The following is a 26,657-nucleotide window of genomic DNA, read 5'->3' as shown; positions in this document are numbered from 1 at the left end:
GCACATCACCGCTTCGACGAAAGGAACGTTCGATGTTGCTGGAACTCAGCGCGCAGGACGACACGGCCACCACGGTTTTCGGCCTCGGTTTCGGGGTTCTGATTCTGATACTTGTCGTCGCGGCGTTCGCGTTGTTCGTCGCCGCCCTGGTCAGCATTCTGCAGTCGAAGAACTACACGACCGCGGGCAAAGCGATCTGGGTCCTGATCGTGCTGGCGTTCCCGTTTCTGGGGACGATCGTGTGGTTCGTCTGGGGTCGCGGTTCGAGTTTCACGACCGACCGTCCGCGGTAGGTCGCATGGACTGCGCCGACGTGGCGTGCGACGCTGGTCTCGTGCGTACGGGGCGGATCGCAGGGCGAGTCGTGTTGGTCGGCGCCGTGGCGGCAGGGTTGGCGACCGGCATCACTCCCCCCGTCGCGCAGGCTTGCACGTGTGCCTACGGCCTGTCTCAGGTGAGCGACCGTGTTCGACAGCACTCGTCTCCCGACGGCGCGGTCTTCGTCGGGGTGGCGACCGATGTCCGCGACGACGGCAGCACACTCACCTACGACGTTCGGGTCAGCGAGATCTACGACGGTGACGTGGAGGCCGACGCCGTGGTGTCGACGGCCGCGGAGTCGGCCGCGTGTGGCTCGACGCTGGCGGTCGGTGACGAGTACATCTTCTTCGCCCAACGCGGTGAGTCGTCGCGGGATCGTTTGCAGGTCAACAGCTGTTCGGCGACGGCGCCGACGACCGATCGTACGACGCTCGATGCTGCCGAGTGCTCCTACGGCACTCCCACCGTGCTGGAGGCCGATTCCCCTGCGATCGGGGCGACGCTGTGGCTCGGGGTCGCCGGCGTGGTCAGCGTGGCCGTTGCCGTCGGCGGGGTTCTTCTGCTTTGTAGGCGTCGATCCTGACCTTCGGTGGGGCGGGAGTGGAGCCTGCGGAATGACCTTCGGTGGGGCGGGAGTGGAGGATGAAGTGGAAGAGAGAGGGATGTGATGACGCGATTCGGTGTTGTGCTGAGGCCGGAACTGCCGCCGGAGACCATCGTCGACGCGGCGCGTGCGGCCGACGAGGCCGGGGTGGATGAGATCTGGCTGTGGGAGGACTGTTTCTTCTCCGGGGGAATCTCCATGGCCGCAACTGTTCTCGCGGTGACGCCACGGTTGAACGTCGGGATCGGAGTTTTGCCCACCCCTCTGCGGAACGTCGCGGCCACGGCGATGGAGGTCGCTGCTCTGGCTCGGCTGTATCCGGGACGGACGCGGGTCGGGTTGGGTCACGGTGTGCAGGATTGGATGGGGCAGGTGGGGGCGCGAGTGCAGTCCCCGCTGACTCTTCTTCGCGAGCAGATGACGGCACTGACGAGTTTGCTGGCTGGTGAGACGGTCGACGTTCGGGGCCGTTACGTCTCGTTGGACAACGTCCGCTTGGATTGGCCACCGGCGGAGCCTCCGCCGCTTCTGGTCGGTGCGACGGGCCCCAAAACCCTTGCTGTGAGCGGCGAGACGAGCCGCGGGACGATACTGACCAGCTCCACCACGCCGCAGCAGGTCCGCGACGCGATCGGCCACATCGGTGGTGGGCCGGGCCACGACATCGTCTTGTACGTGTCGGACCTGGTGGACGACCTCGACGAGTACACAGAGGCTGGTGCGACCACCCTGGTACTGGAACCAGGTCCGCAGACAACCGATCTGGCCGGCGTGTTCGAGCGCGCCGTCCACCTCGCGTCCGGTGGACCTCCCCGGTGACGAGTGTCGACGTGCAGAACGCAACAGTGCGGAACGTTCACCTCGACTTCGATCTGAGTATCGGCTTCGACGACGGTTCGGCGGTGGCGTTCAGTCAGCTCGACATCGGTGACACACGGTTCGACGAGGACAACCAGTTCGAGGGGCTGCGTGCACTGACGTCCCTGCTCACCACTCGGTGCACGATGTCCGAGTTGGCCGCGGACGGCACGCTGACGCTGCGGTTCGACGACGGGAGTGCCGTCACCGCAGCTCCCCGGGAGGAAGTCGAGTCCTGGGAGTACACCGCGCCGGACGGTGCGACGGTGCTGTGCCTTCCCGGAGGCATCATCGAGACGCTGGACGCGCCTGAAACGTCCGCCGCGCCTGCGTCACCGACCGGTTCACCGGCAATCGGCTCGACCGTCGTACGGATTTCCTCCGGTGAGCACGGTGGGATTCAATTCTCGGACGGCACGCTGCTGGCGACGAACGTGGATCTGGAGTCGGCCTATCTGGTTCTGCGCGAAAGCGTCGTTCGGGTCGGGCGAGGCATCGAGCTGTCCTCGGGTCATGTTCTCTGACATCGGAGTTCTCGGGTAGGCCGGCTCCGAGTCCTCACGCAGTGCGCAGGAACTCGTGGATTGGATCTGTCTGCCCCAGGATCGCGTGCCCGACGCCGGGGAGAACGTTCACCGAGGCGTGGGGAATGCAGCGCGCAACACGATCGGCAGTCTCGGTCGAGTCCATCATCACGTCGTCAGCGCCGAGGATGACCTGCATTGGGATCGAAATGCCCTGCAGTGCAGAGTCGGAGAAGATCGGTAGCTTCTCTGTCCTGGGGCGGAAGTGGGTGAAGGTCAACGACACGTCGCCGAGGATGTGGTCGGTCTCCGCACCGCCCAGTCCGGTGACGAGTCGGACGGTTCGGCGTGTGCCCCTGGCCCCGAAGGCCCGAAGAATCATTGCCTTGGGTATCCACCCCCATGTCTGCTTGCCGATTCCTCCCGGACACATCACTACCAACCGCGATACGCGCGCCGACCTGCGTATCGCGTAATCCAGTGCGGTCCAGCCTCCGAGTGACATTCCTACCAGTGCGGTCGAGTCGACGCCGAGGTGGTCGAGGACTTCGTCGAGCCACGTTGCCGTGTCGTCCGAATCCAACGGAAGGCGTGTTCCAGCGCTGTGCCCTGGTTCTCCGAGCAAGTCGACGGCGTGCACTCTGTGGTCGGTCGACCACGTCGCTATGTCGACAGCCCACGTGTTCGCGTTGGCGCCCGAGCCGTGCAACAGAACCACCGGCGATGCATCGGTGGGTCCGCTCGACACGACGAAGGTCTCCCCTGCCTGTGTCGGGATGCGGTGGCGGGAGGAAGGGACGGGCCAGTGATCGAGCACTTCGTCGTATCGCTGAAGTATCAGTTTCGCGCCTTGCTCCGACTTGTATATCCCGGTCATGTGCACTCCTTGTTTGTGCATAAAATACCGCATACATCCCTAACGAGGAACTTTAGGGTTAAAGTGCGAGGTGATCCGCTTGTCGGGTGACGTGACGATGGAAGCGCGCGACGGGAGCTGTCGGTCGGCGTCGGCCTGTCGCCAGCCCGACCGATCGAGTGCGGTCACCGGTCAGGGGAACGGTCGTCACGCCGGCGACGGCGACCTCCGGCTTCGGTAGAAGCGCGATCCCGAGCCCGGCTCGTACGAGTGCCTCGATGGTGTCGATCTCACTGATCTCGAAGGGAACCCGCGGGACGAATCCGGCTTCCGCGCACCACGTGTCGAGCAGGGTGCGCAGCTGGAACGACGGCGGGCTGGCCACGAAGGCTTCGTCGGCGAGATCCTCGACCGCGAGTGCCCGACGAGACGCCAACGGGTGTGTGGCCGCTACGTGGACGAAGATCTGCTGGCTGCCCAGGACCGTCACGTCCAGGTCGTCGGGCGGAGGAATCATGACGGCGAGATCCAGTCGGCCGTCGCGAATCATGTCCGCGAGGGCTTCGCCGTGTGCTTGCACCAGTCGAACCCTGACGCGGGGGGCGAGTGCATGAAAGTCCGTCAGAAGGGCGGCCACCGAACGCGATCCGAGCGTCAGAGGGAATCCGAACCCGACGACTCCGCTGTCCGGATCGGCGTCGGACCGCACCGCGGCGACAGCGTCGTCGAGTTCCCGCATCACATGGTGGGTGCGGTCGAACAACTCCCGGCCCGACGCGGTCAGAGTGACCCCGCGACCCACCGGTTGGATCAGCGCCAACCCGAGGATGCGCTCGAGGCTGTGCACCCGCCTGCTGACCGAGGATTGGGGCACGTCGAGCCGGGCGGCCGCGCGGGTGACGTGGCCTTCCGCGGCGACGGCGTCGAAGGCGGCGAGCAGAGGCGCTACGGACCCCGGGCGGTCGAACGAGTAGTCATCCATTTCCGGATGATAATTGCTCGAACATCTCATTGGACGGAACGGTCTCGTCGCCGCCAGCATTGACGGCATGACTTCACATGCGGAAATCCTGGACGTCGCGCTCGTCGGCGGCGGCGTCATGTCCACGACCCTCGGAACGCTGATCCAGAAGGTGCTGCCGGACAGGTCGATCGCGTTGTTCGAGCGACTCGACCGGCTGGACGGCGAGAGCTCGGGTCCGTGGAACAACGCGGGTACCGGTCATGCAGGTCTGTGCGAACTCAACTACATGCCCGACGCCGACGACTCGTCCCGGGCCGAGCAGGTTGCGCGGCAGTTCGCGGTGTCGAGGGCATTCTGGGACTCGCTGGCGCGGAGCGGTGACCTCGATCCGTCGTTCCTGAAGGCAGTGCCTCATATGGACGTGGTGTTCGGCGATGCCGATGTGGACTACCTGCGACGCAGATGGGAGACGCTGACGTCGAACCCTCTGTTTCAGGGTATGGAGTATTCCGAGGATCGTGATCGAATTCGTGGCTGGGCGCCGTTGCTCGTCGACGGTCGCGCGCCGGACGAGCGGATCGCGGCGACGTGGGACGCCGGTGGTACCGACATCGATTTCGGCGCACTCACCGAATCGCTCGGCCGGACGATGGAGGCGAGTGGGTGCTTGATCCGCACCGGCCACGAGGTGACGCGTCTGCGCCGCACGTCGGACGGTCTGTGGCATCTATCGGGTCGAGTCCGATCGACCGGGCGGGTGTTCGAGGTTCGCGCGCGGTTCGTGTTCGTCGGAGCCGGCGGGTACGCACTGCGTCTGTTGCAGAAGGCTCGTGTTCCCGAAATACGCGGGTACGGGGTATTTCCCTTCGGCGCCGAGTTCTTGTACACCGATGCCCCGGAGGTCGTCGCGCGGCACGGCGTGAAGGTCTACGGCAGACCGTCGCTCGGTGCACCTCCGATGTCGTTGCCGCACTTGGACAAAAGGCATGTCGACGGCACGACGTCGCTCATGTTCGGGCCGTACGCGACCTTCAGCACCCGCCTGCTGAAACACGGTCGCCTCCGCGATCTGTTCGGTACCGTCCGTCTTCGAAACCTGCCCGTTCTGTTGTCGGTCGGTATCGGCAACCTCCCCCTCGTCCGTTATCTCGTCGGGCAGGTTCTGGCGTCGTCGAAGCGCAAGCTTGCCGAGCTCGAAACGTTCTACCCCGCTGCCGACCCCGCGCAGTGGCGTCTGATTCAGGCCGGTCAACGAGCTCAGCTGATCAAGCCGCGCAGCAGATTTCGCGGTGATCTGATGTTCGGCACGGAGATCGTCACCGGCAGGGACGGATCGATCGCGGGCCTGCTCGGTGCCTCGCCCGGCGCATCGGTCGCGCCTTCAGCGATGATCGAGGTGTTGACGAGATGTTTCGCCGACGATCGTTCCGAGTGGCAGCCACGGCTCGACGCGTTGCTGGCTGCTGCCGGCTCACGCCATGGCGCACTTCAGGAACAATCCGACAGGTATGGTTTTCGGTGACGAGTGTCGTCGTCGGTCGGGGATGAGGTGGTGGAAGCGGTGAAGAATGTTGTCGCGCCTGTGCTCGTGCTGGTCGCTGTGGCTGCGATCGGTGGGTGCGCCGCGCCGCAGCCGGGCGACCCCAGTTGCAGCGACGCGGTGGCGTCGGATCTGCGGGTGACGGGAGAGGCCGCTCCCGAGTGGTCCGACGAGTGGCTGTCGCAGGCGGGTGGGGCGCTCGGCGGAGGCTGGGTGGACCCGGAGGGTGACGTCTTCGCGCGGGTCTACTCCTGTGTCGGGTTGGACCCCATCGCATTCCGGGAGATCACCGGTACGGGAAAGAGGGCGGAGCAGCGTGATGTTCGGGTGGGCGTCAACGACTACCTGTATCGCGCCGGTGATGTGAGCACCCCCGACGGTCGGTACTCGGTCGACATCGCGGTGTCGAGGTCGGAGCCGGGCCCGGTTCGGTTCGGTGTTGCGTTCTCGCCGCTTCAGACGGAGCGGACGTACATCGACGTCTACTCCGGGGCCTTCGTCGTGCAGCAGATGCGCGAGTCCGGCATCCTGTGACCCCGATCGTCAGAGTGGCACCGGAGACGGCGCCGTATCGGCAAGTGCGGCAATGAGATCCCTCTGAATGTCCGTCGGGGGTATGGACGAGTCGACCACCGCGGAGACGGGAAGTTTCAGTCTGCGCTGCGCTTCGGTGCGGAACACCAGCCCGGTCTTCGGAGTGCTCTCGGCCGTGCTCGCGTAGATGATGGACCAGCATTCGGGGTGGTTGAGCAACTCCGCGCTTGCCGTGTGGTCCATGGCGACGGGTGGGCCGAAGGCCAGGCGTCGACCACTTCTTTTCATGGCTCCTTCGATCACCCGATGCAGCAGGATCTGCTCGCTGCGCTTGGGGAGGAGCAGTGGGTACTGAGCGAGCTGCTCGAGTCGCGGATCCGGCCCGGATGCCAGTGGGTGACTGTCGGCGAGTACGACGACGAGGTTCTCCTTCCACAGCTCGGTGACCTCGAGACCGGAGCGCTCGACGTTGCCTCGGATCAAGGCCACCTGGCAGTCGCCCGACGTGACGGCTTCGATCTGTTCGGCGAATCGTTTCAGGACGAAGTCGATCTCGGCTTCCGGATGCCGCTCGCGTACTTGGACGATCGCGGCGATTGCGTTGGCTGCGAACGTCATGTTGCCGGTCAGGCGCAGCTGATTCCGGCGCCTGGCCGTCAACGCGAGCGCGGACTGCTCGAGCTCGACCATGTGCCGTGCGATGGACATCAATTGTGTTCCGACAACGGTCAATCGGACCGAGCGCGACGACCGTTCGAACAGTGACTCGCCCATCTCGCGTTCCAGTTTGCCGATCTGGAGGCTGATCGCCGACTGCGAGACATAGCACCGCTCGGCGGCGCGCGAGAAGCTCAGCTCCTCGCCCACGGCGAGGAAGTACTTCAGTTGCCGAAGTTCCACAGCGCTCCATTCATGAGTTTTACTCATCGATACTATTCCAAATTACCCGTTGATAGACCACTGGCCGGGGCGTTTCATGGAGTGTGGTTGCTCGATTGGAAAGGAAAACCAGTGGATACGTACGAGGTCGTCATCGTGGGATCGGGATTCGGAGCGTTGGCTGCGGCCAAGTCTCTGGGCAAGGCCGGCGTGAAGTTCTCGCTCGTCTCCAGCACGACGGAGCACCTGTTCCAACCGCTTCTCTACCAGGCAGCGACCGGCATGCTGTCGACCGGCGAGATCGCTCCACCCGTCCGGCGCATCCTCGCCCGTTACGAATCGGCCGATGTCCGGCTCGGCAAGGTCGTCGACGTCGACCCCGAGTTGCACCAGGTCACCTACATCGGCGCGGGCGGTAGCCACACCATCGGGTACGGCCGATTGATCGTCGCGACGGGCGCGACGCAGGCGTACTTCGGACGCGACGAGTTCAAGGACCGCACGTTCGCTCTCAAGACCGTCGACGACGCCGTCGCTCTGCGTGAGCAGATCCTGCGCTGCTACGAGACTGCGCACCACACCTCCGACCAGGAGGCGAGAAAGGAGCTGCTCAGTTTCGTCGTGGTCGGTGCCGGTGCCACCGGTGTGGAATTGGCAGGGCAGATCAGGGATCTCGCTCAGCGGTACTTCGCCGGATCCTTCCCGGACATCCATCCGGACGACGTGACGGTGACACTCGTCGACGGCGTCAAGGACGTGCTGCCTGCGTTCGGCGGCAAGCTCAGTACCTACGCCCGCGCCAAGTTGGAGAAGTCGGGCGTCGAGGTGGTCACCGGGGCCATGGTCACCGACATCGTCGACGACACGGTCACGGTTCAGGATGTGGACTCGAAAACGTCGCGGACCATCGCCGCCAAGACCGTCATCTGGTCGGCCGGCGTGCAGGCCAGCGATCTGGCGGCCACGCTCGCCGAACGCACCGGCTGCGAGACCGACCGTGCCGGCAGGCTTCTCGTCCACGACGACCTGACCGTCGGTACGGCGAAGGACATCTACGCCATCGGCGACGTGACCTCGTTGAACGGTCTGCCCGGTCAGTCGCCCGTGGCGATGCAACAGGGCCGCCACGTTGCCAAGGTCATCACCGGAAAGGTGGACGCCGGAATCCCGTTCGCGTATACCGATAAGGGAAGCATGTCGATCGTCGGCCGGTTCAGCGCAGTGGTGCGGTTGTTCGGGAAGGTCGACATGTCGGGTCCCATCGCGTGGGTCATGTGGTTGGCGGTGCACCTGATGTACATGGTGGGCTTCCGCAACCGCTACGTGGCCGTGGTGTCGTGGATGAGCTCGTACATCGGAGACAAGCGCCCGCATTTTCAGTACACGGACAGATCCGCCGTACTCACGCAGGCGAAACAGCACGAGGACCGCGAAGCAGCCTAGGAGCAAGGCCGATTGTTTTCACTGCACTGCGTAGAGGGTGTTGCCGTCGATGTCGTCGAACTCGAACATCGGCGGCAGCCCCTCCCAGAGGAGAAGCTCGTTCACCTTCGCCCCGTGCCCGACGAGGTGGGCGTGCAGGGCTCTGGCGTCCGCTGTCACCAACCGCACGCCGGTATCGCGGCCCGCGGAGAATCCCGGGTACTCCGTCAGTAGCGCGATCTCGATACCGGGAGCGCTCATCTGCACCCAACGCGATCCGATTTCCTCGATCACACGGTCCGCGGACTTCGTCAAACCCAGTGCAACGGAGTAGAACTCGATTGCACGGTCTTGGTCGGCGACGGGTATCGCCACCATTCTCACTCCGGTGACATGTGCCTCGGTCATGGTTACCTCCAAGGTCTATGTTTGTCCTTGCGCAGAGGTGGACTCGACGGCGCGATGGAAATCATCGCGGTGCACGAAAGGACTGTGAATCCGCCTCGGTTTCACAGCCGACGTAACTGTTTGTCCAGATAGGCACGGGTGGGAGGGTCTGCGGTGAGGGAGATGGCTTTCTCGTAGGCGGATCGGGCGGAGTCGACGTTACCCAGCTGAGCCTGCAGGTGAGCGCGCGCCGCCCATGCGGGCTGGAATCGCTCGGTTCCGTTCGTTCGATCGAGCAGACGGAGTGCAGCGAGGGCGCCGTCGGTTTCTGCGGTGACGACGGCGAGCGCAACGGCGCTGCCGACTGTCGGTGCCGATGTCTGTAGTGCGGAATACAATTCGCGCAACGCGGTCCAGTCCGTTCGGCCGGTCTTTCGGCGACCACAGTGCACGGCAGAGGCAGCTGCTTCCAGTTGGAAACGCCCGAGTGCACTGGAGCCTGCGGCCACCAGGCGGTGTGCCGCGACGAGATGCTGCTCCCCGCGATGCAACAGGTCTGCGTCCCACAGGTGAAAGTCCTGCTCGGCCAACGGAACCAGTACCCCGTCTCGGCAGCGTGCCGGCATCCGAGCGGCGGACAGTCCGATCGATGCGGCAAGCCCGTGCGCCTCCGCGTCCTCTGGCAACACTGCACACAGTGTCTCGGCGAGGTGCAGCGCCTCACCGATCATGTTTTCTCGCACTTCGGATCCCGAGGCGTTCCAGTCGATCGCGAACGCGCCGTACACGGCTTCACGAATCGCGTCGACCCGTGCCGGCAGGGCACTCCGATCGGGTAGTTCGAACGGGATGTGCGCATCCCGGATGCGCTTCTTCGCTCGGCCCAGGCGTGCCGCCATCGTCGAGGCGGGTAGCGCGAACGCCTGCGCGATGTCCTTGGCCGTGAACCCCAGCACGACGTCGAGCATCAGCGGTGTCCTGACCGCACGGTCGACGTCGGGGTGGGCACACACGGCCATCAGCTCGAGCCGCTTGTCCGGCAGCGCATCGACATCGATGTCGTCGAGACGCGATTCGGCGTGGACCACGGGATCGAGCGCTACCGAGGTTCGATGTGCCGCCGATTTCCAGACGTCCCGACGCTTGTTCCTGGCGGCGGTGAGGAGCCAGGCGTCGGGATCGGTGGGCACGCCGTCGCGTGGCCAGGTGGTCAGCGCCCGTTCCAGGGCGTCGGCGAGGGCATCTTCGGCGGCGACGATGTTGCCGTCCGCGGATGCGAGGAGGGCAAGGAGCCGGCCGTACGACGTGCGCACAGCATGTTCGGCCGACTCCTGCACTGCACTCATCGGTCGGCCTCTCAGGTCCACGCGCCGTCGACGAACGAGGTGGCGGCCGCTCGAACTTCCAGCACTCCGTACTGCGCGCCGGGGCACCGTTCGGCCCACATGAGCGCGGCGTCCTCGTCGGGTACCTCGATCACGAAGACACCGCCGACGCCTTCCTTCGTATCCGCGAAGGGGCCGTCCTGAACCTGCAGTTCGCCGGTGCGCAGAGACAGCGTTCTGGCGGACGAGCTGGACGTCAGAACCTCCGCGGCGACGAGCACACCGGCGGACTCGAGTGCGCGGCCGTACGCTCCGAACGCCTCCTGCATCTGGGCGATCGTCTCCTGGTCGAGGACGCCCTCCTCGGGCTCGGCATTGTTGAGGATCAGGGTGTAGCGCATGTGTCTCTCCTAGCGTCGATGTCCATTTTGTACCGGATCTTCGTGGTTGTACGTAGACATGACGATCGAGGATTCTCGAAATCGACACGTAACGAGAATCCGTACGCCGGCCTACTCGACCTCCAGATTCCCGGCGAAGGCCTGGATGTCTGCGACGACGAGTTCGGGCACTTCGAGGGCGGCGAAGTGTCCACCGCGAGGGTGGACCGTGTAGCGGACGACGTCGAAGAAGCGCTCCACGAATTCGCGCGGTGGCCGGCCGATGTCTTTGGGGAACACGGCGATTGCCGTCGGAACGTGGATGACCGGGTCCCAGTCTCCCGTATCTGCCCAGTCTTCGGTATCTGCCCGGTCCTGATCGCCGCTCTCCTCGTCCCAGGCTGCGCCTTCGCTGTACAGGCGCGTCGAGGAGTGGATGGAGTTGCGCACCCAGTAGGTCATGACGTTGGTGATCAGGTCCTCGTCGCTCGGTAGGGAGTCCGAGAGGCGACCGAAGTGGTCGACGATCCAGGCGGCGAGGCCGACCGGCGAGTCGCTGAGACCGTAGGCGAGTGTCAAGGGCCTCGACGACTGGATGGAGACGTAGGCGGCGTCGTTCTCGCTCCACGAGTCGAGCGCGTCCAGGAAGGCCTTCTCGTCGTCGGTGACGGACTCTCGGTCGACCATGAATAAATTGGGAAACGGAATGTCCGTGAGGTGCAATCCGAGAATGCGGTCCGGGTTCGCGCGCACCACTTCCTGGCCGACGACGCTGCCCCAGTCGCCGCCGTGGACGAAGTACCGGTCGTACCCGAGGGTCTCCATCAGCGCGACGAGCGGTGCGGCCGTGGTCTCCGGACCCGCGTCGCCGTCGGGCAGCTGTTCGGAGAACCCGAATCCGGGCAGGGACGGCACCACCACGTGGAACGCCGGGGCGTCGGCGTTCACGGGGTTGCGCAACGCGTCGATGATTCCTACGTATTTGGCGAACGAGTCTGCCCACCCGTGGAGCAGCAGTATCGGTCGGGCGTCCGGACGATCGGATCGGGCATGGATGAAATGCAGGGTGCCGTCGGCGAGATGGTGTGGGAACTCGTTCAGTCGCGCTTCGACGCGGCGCCAGTCGTAATCCTGTGCCCAGTAGGAGGTGAGGCGGCGCATCGTGTCGAGGTCGGTCCCCGTTCCCCATCCGGTTGCGTGGCCGTTCGGGAAGCGGGTGCGCGTCAGGCGGGCGGTGAGGTCGTCCAGGTCCGTTTGCGGTACGTCGATGGTGAAGTCGCTGATGTCCATGAAGCTCAAGCTAGAGCGGATTGCGGACATCTTCGGTCCGTGATTCTGAAACTCGTGCGCGTTGTTGAAATGTGAATATGTCCAGTTCTGCTGGGGACTCGTCACAATTGCAGGGCCGAAGGGGTGAGTACAAGTCCTCGAATCCAACTCTGGATCCGCGTTTCGGCACCCAAACATTCTCTCGGTCCGTTTGTTGCTCTATCGTGACCTTCTACGACAACAGCGGAGGCCCCGGCCGCCCCGAACGTTTCGGAAGGTGAGAAGCGTATGGCAACCACGATGGTGTCCTCCGATTCGGCAGAGGGACTGAGCCTGGGAGGACGTCCGGCATCCCATCAACTTCGAGTCGCGCGGGATTCGACGCAGAAGATCATCGACCACGTGCTCGATACCACCCAGTGTCGTGAGCTGACCGGGAGGTCCGGCCGGACTGTCGTCGCCGAGGTGACCGCAGAATGCGTCGCGCTGGCGGCAGACGTTCTGGATAGCGGCGTACAACCGTCGACCGAAGCGCTCGGCCGTCTGCGCCGGTCCGCGGGCAAGTGGGCTCGACTCGGCGTTCCACTGGCCGCCATCCAGCACGCGTTCCACGAAGGGTTCTCGCGATGCCTTCGCATGATCGCCGGGCGCGCGGTGGACGGTGAGCACGGCGCGCTCGTCGACGGCGCGGTGCTGATGTTCGGTCTGCTCGACGTGGTGTCCGAGGCGGTGTCCTCGGGATATCTCGACGAATACAAGGCCGTGGCCGCGCAGGGTCAGGACCAGACGCAGGCACTGGTCACCGCCCTGCTCACCGGAGACCGGAGTGCCCCGTCCATCGCCGAGAGGTACGGCACCGAGCTCGCCGAGCGATACGAAGTCGTCGCGCTGCACTTTCCTCCGCACGCCGACGAGGTGGGCGCCCCTGTCGCGCGAGAGGCAGCGGCGACGCGCAAACTGCAACGGATACGGTCCGCGCTCTCCGACTTCCACGCTGCCGAGCCGCCGCTGGCGATCCTCAGTGCAACCGGCGGAACGATCCTCGTGCCGGATCCGGTGGCCGGTGTCGTCGAATCCCTGATCACCCGGTTGACGGAGGCGGGCGAAGTCCCCGTGTCCGCCTCGGCGGCGGTATCGGTGGCGTCGCGCATCGCAGCTGCCGCCGAGAACGCCTACGAGTTGCTCAGGCTGGTGCAGCGCTTGGACTATCGACCCGGCGTGTATCGAATCGCCGACTTGGCGTTGGAGTTCCAGATCGCGCGGCCGGGTGTCGGCCGTCGCCACCTCGAGAGGATGCTGGATCCACTGCGGCGCGTACCGGATCTGCTGCCGACCCTTCAGGTGTTCGTCTCCACCGAGGCCAACCGTAAAAAAGCAGCGAAACAGCTTGTGGTGCACCCGAACACCGTCGACTACCGGTTGAAGAGAATTCAGCAGATCACCGGCATCGATCCGATGAAGTCGTCCGGACTCCGATCGCTCCATGCTGCCTTGATCGCGGACTCGCTCGACCCGAAGAGATCGGTGTGATGGCGCCGGTCACGTCTCTGTCCGCTCGCGCCGCACTCGTCGCGATCGACGACATGGTTCCGTGCTTCCAGCCGGTGGTCGCGTTGCGGACCGGTGATGTCGTCGGAGTCGAAGCGCTCGCTCGGTGGCCGACGGTCGTCGGGGTCGATCCAGCCGAGGTGTTCGCTCTCGCGCGCACGCGTGGTGTGGTGTCGGACATCGACTTCGCCTGCCGTGCCGCGGCGTTGAAGGAAGCACGCTCGGCGGATCTGCGGCGCGGACTGGCGTTGTACCTGAACTACGAGCCGTCGGGAATCACGGACATCGAACGCACCGAGGCGCACCTCGACGCCCTGGAAGGCGACGGCAGGGTGGTTCTCGAGATCACCGAACGCGGTCTCGTCGGAGACGCGGACAGGCTCCGCTCGATGGTGACGTCGGCCCGACGGCGGGGATTCTCCATCGCTCTCGACGACGTCGGTGCCAACCGCGGCACTCTCGAAGCGCTGCCGATCGTAGAGCCGGACATCGTGAAGCTCGATGCGTCGGTGCTGCGCCGGCCCCGTGCGTTCGGAAGCATGCGCGCATTGTCGGCAGTCCGACGGTACGTCGCGTCCACCGGTGCAGTGATCCTTGCGGAGGGCATCGAATCCGAGCGGGATCGGGTGCGGGCGCTCGGCCTCGGCGCGACGCTAGGGCAGGGCTGGTTGTTCGGCGCCGCTGCTGCGGGCGCCGATCTTCGGGCTCGATTCGGCTGACGCGCGGAAGACGACATGCAGCCATCGTGCGTCGAATCGCCGTAACACCGTTCGACGGGCCAGCGCGACGAGTACTGCTGTGCCGGTGACGGCCATCCATGTGGGCATCGGGTAGAGCGCCAGGCGTTCTCCCAGGCCGAATCCGAATGTCTGCGCCAGCATCAGGACCGCACCGACGACACCGACGAGCGCGCAGACTGCGGACCAGAGTGCGACCACTCGTCGCTCACGCCAGAAGTGCCAGGCGATCAACGCCAGAACCACGTGCCGAGCGATGAAGCCGGGCAGCACGGCGGCCCAGTGCAGGATGGTTCCGTCGTCGGCGGGGAAGAGTCCGGTCGCCGCGGTGCTGACCGCGATGATCACGGCCAGTGACAGGATCGCCTTCTTCACTCGTCCACTTCTGATGTGGCGGTGCAGGAACAGTGCTCCGACGAGTGTCAGGACTCCCAGGGCAACGAACGCGGCGTTCATGACGTCGTGCAGGGGTGAGCAGGAACCGACCTGGCACGTCGTCACCCCGAGTGAGCTGATCGAGTTGTCCTCGAAGCTGTACGGGGTACTCCACGCTGCTGCGGTGAACACTTCCGCGAGCAAGTAGGCGAAGCACAGGACCCACGCGATTCCTGCGGCAGCGTGATGGGCGTCGTGTGTGGATGTCGGTGAGGCGATAGGTAACTCTCTTCGTGGCGAGCCGGCGTTCGGCGAACGCTGTACGGACGATGGCGTGACTGTACGTGCCCAACCTGAGAGTGCAGCCCGAACGACGGCTCTTCTCGTCGACGCCCACCTGCCCAGAGCACCTGATCGATTCTCAGGATGCCCTCGCCCTCGATTACCTGGCCCGACCCGGCTGAATCAGCACCTGGGTGTCCACCTCGAGGCCGGACATGGCGCCGGCACAGGTTTCGCGGAGAGCAACGGCCGACGCGAGGAGGTCCGCGGACGGTGTGCCCGCGTCGCTCGCGCGGGCAGAGATTCGAAGGAGGCGGCCCGTGCCGGTGTCCACCACTCGACCACTGGCCGCATCGACCCCGGGTGACGACGCCAATGCGGCGGCCGCGTTCTGTGCGGCGGAGGTCAGGTCCACCCTGGCGTCGTCGCTGCCGATCAAGGAGGCGGCACGCCGGGGCCGGTGTGCCCACAGCCAGTACAGCCCGGCGACGGATACGACGACGGTGGCGCCGGTGAGCGCCCACGGCCACCACGACGTGTCTGCCCACCCGGCGGGGTTCCACGACTCGACCGTCCGCCTGGCGTCGTGCGCGAACTGCGGCAGCCGGTCGCGTTCCCATGCGGCAGCCGCCAATCCGGCTGCGCCGAGAACGAGGCCGACCAGCGCGGTGACCAGACGATCGACAGCGGCGGTGCCGACACCGATCGACGAACTTCGGACCCGCGCCGAGCCCTTGGCGATCCAGACGCCATCGGAACCCGACGGTCGGTGAGTTCGGCTGCGCGGCAACACCGCACAGACGAGCAGGACCAGCCCGATCACCGCGGCGACGATGCCGATCGGAAGCATCGCACCGAGCACGGTGACACCGAGTAGCCAGTCGATCGCAGGCGCGATCCAGGGTGCACCGTCGACGAGACCGAACTCGATCGACGCGTCGCGACCCAGAACGACGCCGACGACACAGAGGGCCAGCGCGAGAACCACGGCGACTGCACTCGCGCGAGGCGCCGCCTTCGGCGATACCTGTGTGGTCATTCGACTCGCCTTCCTGAACTCGTGACTTTCTCCGGCGCAACGTAACGCATCACGACATCCACGGTGTCGACCTCCAGCCCGCTCGATTGTCGAAGGTCGTCCGCCACGCTGGTTCGCACTCTCGCAGCGACGTCGGCGATGGGCGTCGGCCATCGCGTGGCGGCTTCGACCGTCGCCCGGACTTTTCCGTCTCGGACAGTTGCCTCCACGCGCGGAAGGGCTTTCGACGTGAGGCCACCGGTGACGGGTTCCACGCCGTCCACCCGGCTCGCCGTGATCTCGGCGATGCGGGTGACGGCTCGAACTCGTACCTCGAGGTGGCCTCGTTCGTCAGCGGTCATGGCGGCGGCCACGCGAGAACCCGTCGCGGCTCTGGAACATCGACACGTCCAGTTCGCCGTCGATGTAGCGGCCGACGGCGAAACCGACGACGGCGAGGATCACGGCGAAGAGAAACCCGGTGAATCCGCCGGCAGCGGCCGCAATGGCCAACAGAAGTCCTACGAACAAACCGATGGTGGACGTCGTCATGATGATGCTCCTGCTAGATGTGAGGGCTAGATGTCGAAGTAACGTTTGGACCGCAGCCGCCCTGCGGGCCCGAAGATCCTGCGGTAGAGGTGCTTCCACGTGCGCCGACGAATCGTGGTGGGCGCGCGCGAGAACCTTCGGTCGACGGCGGCGAGTTCGGCTGCGTATACAGCCGGGTCGCCGCCGACGTCCGGATGGTGCTTCCTGGCCACCGCGCGGCGAGCGGCGGTGTGTTCGGCCGAACGGCTCATGCGTGAGTGGACCGCATCATCAGCGGATTACGTCCTCGACGGTGACGTGAACCGGGCCGTCGGCCACGGTAGCGACGGCCGTTCGGATCGCGTCGGCGGTGGCCGGAATCGGGCTGCCTGCACGCAAAATCACGTGCACGTCGACGCTGCCGTCCTCACGGATCCGAACGCCGGAGACGCGCCTGCCCGGCAGGTATGTCGCGGCTTCACCGAACATACCGCCGTGCAGACCCGCGACGCCCGCCGTCGCCGTCACCACGTCGGCGATGACTTCCGAGACGTCGGGTGCGCTCATATCGGGTCCTGATGTCACTGAACTCGCGTCCCGGACACTTCCTGCCCGGACTCGTCGTCACCCTCGTCGAGGAAGACGTCGTGCACGACGATGTTGACCTCGGTGACCTCGAGGCCCGTCATCCGCTCCACGGCGGTGATGACGTTGCGACGGATGCCCGACGCCAGGTCTGCGATCGACACTCCGTACTCGGCGACGATGTCGATGTCGACGGCGGCCTGACGCTCGCCGACCTCGACCGACACACCCTGCGACTGGTTGACGCGTGCACCGGGGATGCGCTCGCGCAGCGCTCCGATGGCGCGGGAGGTGCCGCCGCCGACGTCGTGGACGCCCTGGACCTCGCGGGTGGCGATGCCGGCGATCTTCGACACGACGGTGTCGGCGATGGTGGTGCGTCCGGTGGTGCTGACCAGTGCGGACGTGGTGGTCGCGCTCTTGGCAGCCGTTCCGGATGCGGCGTCTGTCGACTTGTCCAGCGTCTGGGTGCTCATGTTCTGTCCTCTCGCGAATCGATTGTGACGTCAAGTAGGTCGTAGCGAAGTCGAGAAAGCGCACGTCCGAAAATAGTGATGTGCATCACAACCATGGTTCGCTGGTACAACGGTGTCGAATGCATCTCGTCCAGGTGGACACACGTGGCACGAGCACTTCGAGGACGGGGGCACCGATGGCGGACACGGTTCGATGACCGACGATCCACCCGGCCGTGTCATGTCCGACGGCGGGCCGCTGTCCGATCACGTGCTCGTCAGCAATGCAGCACTCGGCGACACCGACGCCTTCGAGCTGATCGTCGCCAGGTACGGCCCGGAGATGTTCCGCTACGCCCGCAACATGCTCTCCGATCACGGTGCAGCCGAGGAAGTCGTCCAGGACGCCTTCGTCGCGGCATGGAAGGGATTGGATACGTTCAGGGGCGACTCCAAACTGCGGACCTGGTTGTTCTCGATGGTCTCGCACAAGGTCGTCGATCACCGGCGCAAGCGTGCGGTCGCACCTGCCGAGGACTGGGTGTTCGAGCGCCGAAGCACGGATGCACGCGCGGATCCCGAGGTCAGCGTCACGAACGACGACTTCATGGCGGATCTGGGGCGTGCGTTGGCCGAACTGCCCTACCGCCAGCGAGCGTGTTGGCTGTTGCGAGAAGTGGAGGGGATGACACATCCGGAGATCGGGCAGATCATGACACTGTCGGCAAGCGCGGTACGCGGTCACCTGGTTCGCGCCCGAGCAACATTGAGTGAAAGGTTGGCGGCATGGCAGTGATGCAGCTATGACGTCGGAACCGGACGACTGGGTGTTGCAGCGCGCGGCGCGGGAGCTGCGGGAGGCGCCGGAGGAGCCGCGCTGGTTCGACATCAGCAACTCCATCATCTCCAAGGTCCGTGCGACGACCCGTCGGACATGGCCGGTGGATGCGCGGTTCCCCACGGCGCCGGAAGGCCGTGGATCCGACACTCTGCGCGTCAGCGATCACGTCGTGCGCACGGCAGTGCTTCGGGCACTGTCCGGAGTTCACGGGTGTCAGCCGACCGAGATCGCCGTGCACACGGACGAGCACAAGTGCACCGGGGTTTCGCTCTCGGTGGTCGGTGCGTACGACAGCGACCTTCAAGCTGTCGGAAACGATCTGGCGCGCATCGCCATGTCGATCGTGGCCGAGATCCTCGGTGTGTCGCTGACGCGCGACGACGTCGACGTGCACGTCGACGACATCGAGATACGGCCGTGAACGTTCGGCTCACGGTTCGACGAGCAGTAGTGAGTTGGACTGCTGCAGTGGTGGTTCCGTGTGCCGCGGCGGGACTCATCGACGTGCTGGGAACCGATTTCGACTCGAGTGGAATCAGCGCGCTGTTCTTCGTCGTCGTCCTGTGCGTGTCCCTTCTCGGGGGCGTCGTACCCGCAGCGCTGTCGGCCCTGATCTCCGGGTTCCTGCTCAACTACTTCTTCACCGAACCCCGTTACAGCCTCACGATCGCCGAGCCCGAGAACTTTCTCGTCACCGTGGTGCTGCTGGTCGTCGCAGTGGCGGTGGCCGTCCTGGTCGATCTCGCTGCCCGCCGCGCCCAGCAGGCCAGTCGCGCAACAGCTCTGGCCGAGGCCGACGCATTGCGCCGCGCGCTCCTCTCCGCCGTCAGTCACGATCTGCGCACCCCGCTCGCCGCTGTCAAAGCCGCGTCGTCGTCGCTCCGCAGCACCGACGTGGAGTTCTCCGCCGAGGACACCGCCGAACTGATCGCCACCATCGACGAGTCGGCGGATCAGCTGACGTCTCTGGTGGAGAACCTGCTGGACTCCTCCCGGCTGCAGGCAGGTGTGGTGCGGCCCTCCCTCGCACCGGTCTACGTCGAGGACGCGGTGCAGCGGGCACTGATCGGCGTGGAGGCCGACCCGTCGTCGACGGTCACCGACGTCGGCAGTGCCTGTGTACTCGCCGACGCGGGCCTGCTCGAGCGTGTGCTGGCCAACCTCGTGGGCAATGCCGTCCGACACGCTCCCGGCAGTACCGTGTTCATCCGTGCAACGGACAGCGGAGGTGGGACGACGATCACCGTCGCAGACAACGGGCCAGGTGTCACTCGAGCGGCTCAGCAGACGATGTTCGACGCCTTCCAGCGACTCGGGGACACCGACAACAGCGCAGGCGTCGGCCTCGGCCTGTCCGTCGTGCGCGGATTCGTCGAAGCGATGGGCGGCACCGTCCGCGCCCTCGACACCCCGGGCGGAGGGTTGACGGTGGCCGTGCAGCTCATGTCTCCGGAACCGACGTCGTCGGCAGCTCGGCCCGTTCCGTCGCCGAGCCCGAAGGGTGCGCAGTGACCGAATCACCGAGCATTCGCATCCTGGTGGTCGAGGACGAGCCCCAGATCGTTCGCGCGTTGCGCATCAACCTGAAAGTGCGTGGATACGACGTCGTGGCTGCGGCGTCGGGAGCCGAAGCGCTGCGGGTGGCGGCGGATTTCCACCCCGAGGTGGTACTCCTCGACCTGGGTCTGCCGGATTTCGACGGTGTCGAGGTCATCGGGGGTCTGCGCGGATGGACCGACGTTCCGATCGTCGTGCTCTCGGCGAGAACGGATTCCGCCGACACCGTGGACGCACTGGACGCCGGGGCCGACGACTTCGTCACCAAGCCGTTCGAGATGGACGTGTTGTTGGCGCGGTTGCGGGCGGCCTTGCGTCGAGGCCCGAGGGCGGTGGAAGACGCAGTGGTGGAGACGGATTCGTTCACGGTCGACCTGTCCTCGAAGACCGTCACCCGCGGCGGGGACGTCGTTCATCTGACCCGCACCGAGTGGGGAGTGCTCGAGCTACTGGCCCGCAACCGCGGAAAGCTGGTGTCCCAGCGCGAGATCCTGAAGACCGTGTGGGGTCCGAAGCACGAACGTGAGACGCATTATCTGCGAATCTATCTCGCCCAGTTGCGCCAGAAACTCGAGGACGATCCATCCCGGCCGCGTCATCTGCTCACCGAGACCGGGATGGGATACCGACTGAAATAGCCGGTGCTGGGGTGCCTGAGTGCTACTGGACGGGCACGGACGACGGGGCGGAGCCGCTGCCCTGCTTCAGCCAGTGCTGCAGCGGAGCAGGCCGCCCGTACAGGTAGCCCTGGGCGAACCGGCAGTGCAATGCCTCGATGGCGCGGGCCTGATGCTCGGTCTCGACGCCCTCCGCGACGATGGAGACGGGTAGTGCGCGCGCCATCGCGGCGATCGCGGAGACCAGTGAGCCGCCCGACGTATCGGTTCCGATCTCGGCGATGAACGAGCGGTCGATCTTCAGCAGCGCAATGGGCAGTTCACGGAGGCGACTGAGCGAGGAGTAACCGACTCCGAAGTCGTCCAACACGATCAGCACATCCAGTGCAGCGAGGCGGTCGAGGATCTTCTTCGCGGCGAACACGTCGTCGATCAACGCCGTCTCGGTGACTTCCAGTGCCAGATCGGAGCCTTGCAATCCGAGTTCGGCCAACAACTGTCCGACGAGCACCGGCAGTGACTCGTCGCGCAACTGAACGGGCGAGATGTTGACGGACATCGTGACGTCCTGGCCCTGCGCCCGCAATGCCGCCAGGTCCGTGAGGGCGGTTCGCAGGACGGCAGCGCCGATCTCGCCGATCAGGTCGGTCGACTCCGCGATGGCGACGAACTCGCCTGGTCCGCGCAGTCGCCCACCGTGCTGCCACCGCACCAGAGCCTCGTAGACGACGGTGGCGCGGGTCGAGGTCATCACGATCGGCTGGTAATAGACCACCAACTCTCCGCGCCGGACGGCGCCGCGCAGAGCGGTGGCCGTTTCGATCGCGGCCGTGGACGACGCCCGTAGGGACTCGTCGAAGTACGCGATGCGCGACGCGCCCTGCGACTTCGCGTGGTACATCGCGGTGTCGGCCTCGCGAATGAGGTCGTCGAGACGATGCGCCCGGTTGGTGGTCGCGGCGATGCCGACCGACGCGGTGATGTACGCGCTGGCGGCACTGAGAACGAACGGCTCGGCGATTCGGTCGACGATCGACTTCGCCAGTGCTTCCATCTCTGGTCGAGTGCAGCGGCCGATCACGATGAATTCGTCCCCCGCGTAGCGAACCACGGTGTCGACCGAGCGGACCGTGGACCGGATTCGGTGCGCTGTCGCCGCAATCATCTCGTCACCGACGCGGTGCCCGTAGGAGTCGTTGACGACCTTGAAGTTGTCGAGGTCGACGAACAGGATGAAAATTCTGCCCGGCTCGTCCCGCGCGCCGAGGCGCTCGAACTCGTCGGGCAACATGGTGCGATTGGGTAGGCCGGTCAGTGCGTCGTGCGCTGCGCGATATCTGGCGTCGTCCTCGCTGCGTTCCATCAGGCTCATGGCGCGTTCGCCGCGGAGGAAGCTGCCGATGAGGATGGCCGAGAGCAGTGTGGAGCGGACCGCGAGATCGGCGGTGGACAACGACGTTCCGAGGACGGGGATGGCCGCGCACACCAACAGCATGACGAAGAGGAACGCGGACCGACGCCGATGACGGGGTGTCGCACGCTGACGCTGAGCCATCGTGGCCATCTGCGGGTGCAGCGCTGCGAGTCCGAGCGAGACGTAGCCGACGAGGTAGATGCCGTCGAGCAGGCCAGGTGACAGTGGTGATGCCCGGGACAGGAAGTGGGCGTAGGCGATGTCGCCGACGAACACCGACAGCAACGCGAGCATCAGCAACCGTAGCGAGGTGTTGCCGCGCTTGGAGGACATCAACAGATACGCCGTCAGCGTGATCATGCCTGCGTCGACGGCAGGGTAGATGCCGTTGAGAACGGCCACGGCAGTGTCCATCTCGGTGTCGAGAAGGGGCGAGATCAGCAGGACCCACGAGAGGAACAACGCACCGATCGCGGTCAACGTCGCGTCGATCAGCGGCGTCACGTCGTCGCGGGAGCGGCGTTCGAGAATCCAGCGGGCCAGTGCGACGGCGATCAACACGTAGCCGCCGAGCATGAACGTGTTCGACAGCGCCGTCACGCCCGAGGGATGGATACTCGGGTCCCCGCGGAGGCTGACGCCCAGCAGGAACAGGATTGCGGTCCCGAACAGGCACCACCAGGAGGTGGCGTCGGCCGGCTTGTGTCTGCGGATGCCGACGCCGATCGCGAGGATGGCTCCGATGGCGAACGTGCCGAGAACCATCGACCGAACCGACGCGTCACCGACGAGAAACAGCACGGCGCCGACAGCGAGAACACTCGCGAAGCCGACGAACTTCGGCGCCCCGGCAAGCGTTCGATGCATCGACGGCGCCTTCGTGTTCATCGAAGGCCCCCTCACCTGCTGCTGTAGTCCACGAACCGGCTGTCAAGTTCGCCCTGTCGGGAAGATTACTGTAGGACCCCTCCACTGTGCTGGGAACCTCGTCACGAGTCCCGCGTCGGTGTGCGATGAGTTCTCGGATCGGTACGGGTCAGATCTGTCGAAGCAAGGCGCCCCTGGTCCTTGCGTACAGGCAGGAGTCACCCATGACCACGTCGATTTCAGGTATTTCTGCTCGGTCGTTGTCGCGGCCGCGTGCAGTGTTGTTCTCCGTGTTGCTCGCACTCGTGTTCAATCTCGTGCTCTGGGTGATCGGGTTGGCGGCGGGTGGAAATTTCGAACTGACCGACGCCGGAACCACCATGGCGGTCGCACCGGGCGGAGTCGTCATGTTGACGGTCGTACCCATGGTCGTGGGAATGGGCGTCGCCGCCCTCGTGTCGCTGAAGTGGCTTCCCGTCATCCGCATCGCGCAGGTCGTCGGAGTCGTTGCTCCCTTGGGCACCATCGCGATGACCCTCGCCGCCGACTTCGACGCGGCCAGCACGGTCACCCTCTCGCTCATGCACGTCGTGATCGCAGTGGTCGTACCGCTGGGCCTGGAAGCCCTGCGCCGGGGAGCCGTCGGGAGTGTGCACTCCTGACAGACGCGTAAAATCGGACACCATGAGTGCATCGGACGGCACAGGATCGCAGGACGACGCCGCATCACAGGACGTCCCTGGGCAGGTACGGGCCGTGGTCGGGCAGAGTTACCGAATCGACGATGTGTACGAGGTGGGCAAGGCCAAGGTCTCGGAGTTCGCGAACGCGGTTCAGAATTTCCACCCCGCGCACTTCGACCAGGACGAGGCGACGGCTCTCGGCCACAGCAGCCTCGTCGCGCCGCCGACCTTCATGTCGCTCATCGCGTTCGTGGCACAGCGGCGGCTGTTCGAGGAAACGCTCAGTTGCTACGCGATGCCGCAGATCCTTCAGGTGGATCAGCGATTCACCTTTCATCGCCCGTTGCTGGCCGGGGATCGGTTGAGCTGCGAAGTGTCACTGGTGTCGGCGCGCCGGGCCGTGGGCGCGGATCTGATGGTCGTGGAGAACGAGATCTTCGACCAGCGCGATCAACCGGTGTTGACGGCGGCGACGACCATCGCCGCGTCCACGGAGATCCAGGCACCGGAGGACTTCATGAGCGCCGTCGAGCAGATCATGATGGCCGGAACGGCCCCCGTGGCATGAGCGGCGGCTCGCCCATGCCTGGTCTGCCGCATCCTGATCTGCCGGGGCCGGAGGACATGCGTGGTCGGTGGGCGTCGTGTGCGGCCCTCACGGCGGCGCAGGGCCGGCCGGACCACTGCCACGCTCGCCCTGGTAGCGGTGCAGTGAACGGTGGGACGTGGCACTACGACGACGGCGGGGGCAATTGGGCGGCACTGAGAATCGCCGACGCCTCCGCTGGAGGTTCGAGTGGCATCTCTCGGGCTGTTCTCGTGGGGTACGACCACGAGTACAGCGAAACGTACTTCGGCGCGGCCGCCGAGTACTTCGGTGAACCCGAGACGGACCTTCTGCGCGGGTTGCCTGCCTGGACGGGTGACGTGGTGGCCGACTACATCGCGGACATTCAGCGGTCGGGCATGTGGCTGGGGTTCGTCTACGTCTTCGAGCACGGCCGTTGGTCACGCGCCGAGTACAGCGTTCCCGACGGTTTCGTGATGCTGAATCTCCCGCCCGTCAGTGCGGAGGCGACGACCGAGCATCTGACCGAGTTCCTGAACGGCATCGCACGAGACCACGGTGTCACCGCGGTAGTCGACGCGTCGGCGGTGGCCGCCGCGGTGGCTGCGGGTCCGGCGGTCACGTCGGAGCAGCTGCGGGCGATGTTCGGGGCCCGGCAGGTCGACATCGAGGCGGGCGTCGCTGCGGCGCGGCTGTTCGCCTGAAATCGTCAACTGGGGGTTGACGATGCTCGATCGTCAACCTATGGTTGACGCATGGTCGAACCAACGAAAATCCAACTCCCTGTCCGCCTCGACGATCTGATCGACGCCATCAAGAAAGTGCACGACGACGAGCTCGAGCAACTATCCGACGCGGTCGTCGCGGCCGATTCCCTCGGCGATCTCGCCGATCACCTGATCGGTCACTTCGTCGATCAGGCGCGCCGGTCGGGTGCGTCGTGGACCGACATCGGCCAGAGCATGGGCGTGTCGAAGCAGGCCGCGCAGAAGCGATTCGTGCCGAAGGGGCCGGGCGGATCCGATTCCGCGATGGACGCCTCCGAGGGCTTCAAGCGGTTCACCCCTCGGGCCAAGAACGTCGTTGTCGCGTCCCAGAACGAGGCGAACGCCGCGGGCAATGCCGAGATCGCTCCCGCTCACCTGGTTCTCGGCTTGCTGACCGAGAAGGAGTCGATCGGTACCCGTTTCCTGCTGTCCGACGGCCGGACCGAACAGCAGGTGCGCGACGCGGCGCAGGCGTTGCTTCCCGCGTCGGAAGGCCGGTCCCCCGCGCTGATCCCGTACGACGCAGGCTCGAAGAAGGTGCTCGAACTCACCTTCCGCGAGGCACTGCGTCTGGGGCACAACTACGTCGGGACCGAGCACGTGCTGCTGGCAATGCTCGAGTTCGAGAACGGCGCAGGTCTGGTCACCGACCTCGGCCTGGAGAAGAACGCTGTCGAGGAGCAGTTGGTGGCGGCTCTCGGCTCCCTCTGAGCGCTGCGCCTCTGTCGCCTGTTCGGACGGCTCTGTCTCCTCAGTCCTTTCGGCTCGCGAAGCAGGCGCCGGCGGCGATGAGCGCGCTGACGAACATGGCGATCACCATGGGAACGGCCGTCTCCTCGCCGCCGAGGCCGACAAGTGGCGAAATGACTGCGGCCAAACCGAATTGAAGTGCTCCCAGCACTGCCGAGCCGGTGCCGGCAAGCTGCGGAACCTGTGCGACGGCAAGGCTCGTCGCGTTGGCGAAGACGAAACCCTCGGCCACCAGGGTGAGGAACAGCAGAACGAGCGTCGGCCACAGGCTGATCCCGACCATGACGAGAACGAGCAGCAGTGTGGTGGTGACGACGAGGGCGGTAATTCCGGCGGTCATCATGCGCTGCAGAGGGATTCGATCGGCGAGCTTCGCGGTGATCGCACTACCGACCATGAGTCCGAGTGCGTTCACGGCGAAGGCCGCCGAGTACTGACCCGCCGACAGGCCGAGCATGTTCTGTAGTACGAAGGGTGACGCGGAGATGTAGGCGAACATCACGCTGAACGCGAAGGCGAACGTCAGTGTGTAGGACAGGTATCGGCGGTTCTTCACCACCGTTCCCATGCCGCTGATCATCTGAGCGATGCCTCCGCCGCGGCGGTTCTCGCGGTCCAGCGACTCGGGAACCAATGCGATGGCGCACAGGAGCATCACGGCGGTCAGTCCGGCGATGATCCAGAAGACTCCGCGCCATCCGAGGGAGTCGACGACTGCGCCGCCGATGAGCGGTGCGATGACCGGCGCGACGCCGCCGATGATCATCATCAACCCGAACAGTTTGGCAGCGTGGCTTCCTTCGGTGCGGTCGGCGATGATCGCCCGCGACAGCACGACCCCCGCTGCACCGGCGAGCCCTTGTACGAACCTGGCAGCGATCAAGAACTCGACCGACGGCGCGAGTGCGGATGCGATGCCCGCAGCGAGGCACACGGCGGCCCCGACGATCAACGGGACTCTGCGGCCGAGTTTGTCCGACAGGGGTCCGATGATCAGCTGTCCGATGGCGAGGCCGATGAGAAAGGTGGTCAGGGTGAGCTGAATGCTGCTGGCCGAGGTGTTCAGATCGGCTGCCATCGCCGGAAACCCGGGGAGGTACATGTCGGTCGCGAGAGGTGGTACGGCGGTGAGCAGTGCGAGTACGCCGATGAGTACGGCGCTCGGTGCTGCGGTCCGGGAAGGCGTGGTGGTAGTCATC

At 65.5% G+C, this 26,657-nt stretch carries 32 protein-coding genes and 1 pseudogene; 17 read left to right on the top strand and 16 right to left on the bottom strand.

The window, feature by feature from the left end; translation table 11 throughout:
- The first annotated feature begins 32 nt into the window (after positions 1 to 32).
- The 4 genes from H292_RS0103385 to H292_RS0103370 all read left to right on the top strand — a co-directional run bounded on the left by H292_RS0103385 (position 33) and on the right by H292_RS0103370 (position 2,307).
- Positions 33 to 293 carry a PLD nuclease N-terminal domain-containing protein gene (locus H292_RS0103385; RefSeq protein ID WP_019665173.1) on the top strand — a complete coding sequence of 87 codons (261 nt, stop codon included), beginning with the start codon at positions 33 to 35 and terminating at the stop codon, positions 291 to 293.
- A 41-nt stretch (positions 294 to 334) separates the two neighbouring features.
- Entirely contained in the window at positions 335 to 904 is a 570-nt protein-coding gene (locus H292_RS0103380) for a hypothetical protein (RefSeq protein ID WP_231383741.1), read from the top strand.
- A gap of 84 nt (positions 905 to 988) precedes the next feature.
- Complete coding sequence (locus H292_RS0103375; protein ID WP_020110420.1) at positions 989 to 1,744, top strand: LLM class flavin-dependent oxidoreductase; 756 nt, start codon at positions 989 to 991, stop codon at positions 1,742 to 1,744.
- Positions 1,741 to 2,307 (top strand): DUF6188 family protein, encoded by a 567-nt coding sequence (locus H292_RS0103370; protein WP_020110419.1) that lies wholly within the window; start codon positions 1,741 to 1,743, stop codon positions 2,305 to 2,307. The genes H292_RS0103375 and H292_RS0103370 overlap by 4 nt, the downstream gene beginning before the upstream one ends.
- Before the next feature lie 34 nt (positions 2,308 to 2,341).
- On the opposite strand, the gene H292_RS0103365 is transcribed toward H292_RS0103370, so the two are convergent.
- On the bottom strand, positions 2,342 to 3,184 hold the full coding sequence (locus tag H292_RS0103365; protein ID WP_027498585.1) for an alpha/beta fold hydrolase: 843 nt from the start codon (positions 3,182 to 3,184) through the stop codon (positions 2,342 to 2,344).
- A gap of 58 nt (positions 3,185 to 3,242) precedes the next feature.
- Positions 3,243 to 4,145 (bottom strand): LysR family transcriptional regulator, encoded by a 903-nt coding sequence (locus tag H292_RS0103360; RefSeq protein WP_020110417.1) that lies wholly within the window; start codon positions 4,143 to 4,145, stop codon positions 3,243 to 3,245.
- Positions 4,146 to 4,212: 67 nt separating this feature from the next.
- Here H292_RS0103360 and mqo point away from each other — a divergent pair, with 67 nt between their 5' ends.
- Together mqo and H292_RS0103350 are read left to right on the top strand one after the other, a co-directional pair.
- The gene (gene mqo / locus H292_RS0103355) at positions 4,213 to 5,649 is read left to right on the top strand and encodes a malate dehydrogenase (quinone) (protein WP_231383740.1); all 1,437 of its coding nucleotides are present in this window, start codon (positions 4,213 to 4,215) and stop codon (positions 5,647 to 5,649) included.
- Between the two features lie 39 nt (positions 5,650 to 5,688).
- Positions 5,689 to 6,201, top strand: a complete 513-nt coding sequence (locus H292_RS0103350; RefSeq protein WP_231383739.1) for a hypothetical protein — start codon at positions 5,689 to 5,691, stop codon at positions 6,199 to 6,201.
- Positions 6,202 to 6,210: 9 nt separating this feature from the next.
- Here H292_RS0103350 and H292_RS0103345 read toward each other — a convergent pair whose 3' ends face one another.
- On the bottom strand, positions 6,211 to 7,128 hold the full coding sequence (locus H292_RS0103345; RefSeq protein WP_230594030.1) for a LysR family transcriptional regulator: 918 nt from the start codon (positions 7,126 to 7,128) through the stop codon (positions 6,211 to 6,213).
- Between the two features lie 84 nt (positions 7,129 to 7,212).
- Between H292_RS0103345 and H292_RS0103340 the strand changes: the two genes are divergently transcribed.
- The gene (locus H292_RS0103340; protein WP_020110413.1) at positions 7,213 to 8,523 is read left to right on the top strand and encodes an NAD(P)/FAD-dependent oxidoreductase; all 1,311 of its coding nucleotides are present in this window, start codon (positions 7,213 to 7,215) and stop codon (positions 8,521 to 8,523) included.
- 18 nt (positions 8,524 to 8,541) lie between these two features.
- Here H292_RS0103340 and H292_RS0103335 read toward each other — a convergent pair whose 3' ends face one another.
- The 4 genes from H292_RS0103335 to H292_RS0103320 all read right to left on the bottom strand — a co-directional run bounded on the left by H292_RS0103335 (position 8,542) and on the right by H292_RS0103320 (position 11,884).
- Positions 8,542 to 8,910 carry a VOC family protein gene (locus H292_RS0103335; RefSeq protein WP_027498584.1) on the bottom strand — a complete coding sequence of 123 codons (369 nt, stop codon included), beginning with the start codon at positions 8,908 to 8,910 and terminating at the stop codon, positions 8,542 to 8,544.
- Between the two features lie 101 nt (positions 8,911 to 9,011).
- Positions 9,012 to 10,235 carry an RNA polymerase sigma factor gene (locus H292_RS0103330; protein WP_020110411.1) on the bottom strand — a complete coding sequence of 408 codons (1,224 nt, stop codon included), beginning with the start codon at positions 10,233 to 10,235 and terminating at the stop codon, positions 9,012 to 9,014.
- Between the two features lie 11 nt (positions 10,236 to 10,246).
- Positions 10,247 to 10,615: a YciI family protein gene (locus H292_RS0103325; protein WP_020110410.1), complete on the bottom strand. Its 369-nt coding sequence runs from the start codon at positions 10,613 to 10,615 to the stop codon at positions 10,247 to 10,249.
- Between the two features lie 111 nt (positions 10,616 to 10,726).
- Entirely contained in the window at positions 10,727 to 11,884 is a 1,158-nt protein-coding gene (locus tag H292_RS0103320; protein ID WP_020110409.1) for an epoxide hydrolase family protein, read from the bottom strand.
- A 267-nt stretch (positions 11,885 to 12,151) separates the two neighbouring features.
- On the opposite strand from H292_RS0103320, the gene H292_RS0103315 reads away from it, so the two are divergent.
- Together H292_RS0103315 and H292_RS0103310 are read left to right on the top strand one after the other, a co-directional pair.
- A complete protein-coding gene (locus tag H292_RS0103315; RefSeq protein WP_020110408.1) occupies positions 12,152 to 13,393 on the top strand; it encodes a PucR family transcriptional regulator in 1,242 nt (413 codons plus the stop codon).
- Positions 13,393 to 14,130, top strand: a complete 738-nt coding sequence (locus H292_RS0103310) for an EAL domain-containing protein (protein ID WP_020110407.1) — start codon at positions 13,393 to 13,395, stop codon at positions 14,128 to 14,130. The genes H292_RS0103315 and H292_RS0103310 overlap by 1 nt, the downstream gene beginning before the upstream one ends.
- On the opposite strand, the gene H292_RS26730 is transcribed toward H292_RS0103310, so the two are convergent.
- The 7 genes from H292_RS26730 to H292_RS0103275 form a co-directional block, all read right to left on the bottom strand.
- Entirely contained in the window at positions 14,065 to 14,715 is a 651-nt protein-coding gene (locus H292_RS26730) for a DUF998 domain-containing protein (protein WP_051127722.1), read from the bottom strand. The genes H292_RS0103310 and H292_RS26730 overlap by 66 nt on opposite strands.
- A gap of 250 nt (positions 14,716 to 14,965) precedes the next feature.
- Positions 14,966 to 15,844 (bottom strand): hypothetical protein, encoded by an 879-nt coding sequence (locus H292_RS0103300; RefSeq protein WP_020110404.1) that lies wholly within the window; start codon positions 15,842 to 15,844, stop codon positions 14,966 to 14,968.
- A complete protein-coding gene (locus tag H292_RS0103295) occupies positions 15,841 to 16,185 on the bottom strand; it encodes an Asp23/Gls24 family envelope stress response protein (RefSeq protein WP_230621082.1) in 345 nt (114 codons plus the stop codon). The genes H292_RS0103300 and H292_RS0103295 overlap by 4 nt, the downstream gene beginning before the upstream one ends.
- Entirely contained in the window at positions 16,175 to 16,375 is a 201-nt protein-coding gene (locus H292_RS0103290; protein ID WP_019665198.1) for a DUF2273 domain-containing protein, read from the bottom strand. Before H292_RS0103290 ends, H292_RS0103295 begins: the two co-directional genes overlap by 11 nt.
- Before the next feature lie 26 nt (positions 16,376 to 16,401).
- Entirely contained in the window at positions 16,402 to 16,626 is a 225-nt protein-coding gene (locus tag H292_RS0103285) for a hypothetical protein (RefSeq protein ID WP_019665199.1), read from the bottom strand.
- A gap of 19 nt (positions 16,627 to 16,645) precedes the next feature.
- Positions 16,646 to 16,921 carry an Asp23/Gls24 family envelope stress response protein gene (locus H292_RS0103280; protein ID WP_020110402.1) on the bottom strand — a complete coding sequence of 92 codons (276 nt, stop codon included), beginning with the start codon at positions 16,919 to 16,921 and terminating at the stop codon, positions 16,646 to 16,648.
- Positions 16,922 to 16,935: 14 nt separating this feature from the next.
- Positions 16,936 to 17,415, bottom strand: a complete 480-nt coding sequence (locus H292_RS0103275; protein ID WP_019665201.1) for an Asp23/Gls24 family envelope stress response protein — start codon at positions 17,413 to 17,415, stop codon at positions 16,936 to 16,938.
- A 193-nt stretch (positions 17,416 to 17,608) separates the two neighbouring features.
- On the opposite strand from H292_RS0103275, the gene H292_RS0103270 reads away from it, so the two are divergent.
- The 4 genes and pseudogenes from H292_RS0103270 to H292_RS0103255 all read left to right on the top strand — a co-directional run bounded on the left by H292_RS0103270 (position 17,609) and on the right by H292_RS0103255 (position 20,430).
- Complete coding sequence (locus H292_RS0103270) at positions 17,609 to 18,190, top strand: RNA polymerase sigma factor (RefSeq protein WP_019665202.1); 582 nt, start codon at positions 17,609 to 17,611, stop codon at positions 18,188 to 18,190.
- 7 nt (positions 18,191 to 18,197) lie between these two features.
- On the top strand, positions 18,198 to 18,656 hold the full coding sequence (locus H292_RS0103265; RefSeq protein WP_019665203.1) for a hypothetical protein: 459 nt from the start codon (positions 18,198 to 18,200) through the stop codon (positions 18,654 to 18,656).
- A 17-nt stretch (positions 18,657 to 18,673) separates the two neighbouring features.
- Positions 18,674 to 19,747, top strand: a pseudogene (locus tag H292_RS0103260) (sensor histidine kinase); the annotation flags it as partial.
- On the top strand, positions 19,744 to 20,430 hold the full coding sequence (locus H292_RS0103255; protein WP_019665205.1) for a response regulator: 687 nt from the start codon (positions 19,744 to 19,746) through the stop codon (positions 20,428 to 20,430). The pseudogene H292_RS0103260 and the gene H292_RS0103255, both read left to right, overlap by 4 nt.
- A 22-nt stretch (positions 20,431 to 20,452) precedes the next feature.
- Here H292_RS0103255 and H292_RS0103250 read toward each other — a convergent pair whose 3' ends face one another.
- Positions 20,453 to 22,711: a putative bifunctional diguanylate cyclase/phosphodiesterase gene (locus tag H292_RS0103250; RefSeq protein WP_019665206.1), complete on the bottom strand. Its 2,259-nt coding sequence runs from the start codon at positions 22,709 to 22,711 to the stop codon at positions 20,453 to 20,455.
- Positions 22,712 to 22,914: 203 nt separating this feature from the next.
- Here H292_RS0103250 and H292_RS0103245 point away from each other — a divergent pair, with 203 nt between their 5' ends.
- The 4 genes from H292_RS0103245 to H292_RS0103230 are packed head-to-tail and all read left to right on the top strand — an operon-like array spanning position 22,915 to position 25,419.
- On the top strand, positions 22,915 to 23,352 hold the full coding sequence (locus tag H292_RS0103245) for a DUF6069 family protein (RefSeq protein ID WP_037159318.1): 438 nt from the start codon (positions 22,915 to 22,917) through the stop codon (positions 23,350 to 23,352).
- Between the two features lie 22 nt (positions 23,353 to 23,374).
- The gene (locus H292_RS0103240; RefSeq protein ID WP_020110399.1) at positions 23,375 to 23,941 is read left to right on the top strand and encodes an FAS1-like dehydratase domain-containing protein; all 567 of its coding nucleotides are present in this window, start codon (positions 23,375 to 23,377) and stop codon (positions 23,939 to 23,941) included.
- Positions 23,938 to 24,645: a hypothetical protein gene (locus H292_RS0103235; RefSeq protein ID WP_051127721.1), complete on the top strand. Its 708-nt coding sequence runs from the start codon at positions 23,938 to 23,940 to the stop codon at positions 24,643 to 24,645. The genes H292_RS0103240 and H292_RS0103235 overlap by 4 nt, the downstream gene beginning before the upstream one ends.
- A gap of 51 nt (positions 24,646 to 24,696) precedes the next feature.
- The gene (locus H292_RS0103230; protein WP_020110397.1) at positions 24,697 to 25,419 is read left to right on the top strand and encodes a Clp protease N-terminal domain-containing protein; all 723 of its coding nucleotides are present in this window, start codon (positions 24,697 to 24,699) and stop codon (positions 25,417 to 25,419) included.
- A 40-nt stretch (positions 25,420 to 25,459) separates the two neighbouring features.
- On the opposite strand, the gene H292_RS0103225 is transcribed toward H292_RS0103230, so the two are convergent.
- Positions 25,460 to 26,656: a multidrug effflux MFS transporter gene (locus H292_RS0103225; RefSeq protein WP_020110396.1), complete on the bottom strand. Its 1,197-nt coding sequence runs from the start codon at positions 26,654 to 26,656 to the stop codon at positions 25,460 to 25,462.
- Position 26,657 lies beyond the last annotated feature (1 nt).

Source organism: Rhodococcus sp. 114MFTsu3.1 (assembly GCF_000383555.1).
Taxonomy (GTDB): Bacteria; Actinomycetota; Actinomycetes; order Mycobacteriales; family Mycobacteriaceae; genus Rhodococcoides; species Rhodococcoides fascians_E.
This window is presented reverse-complemented; position numbering and strand designations above follow the sequence as displayed.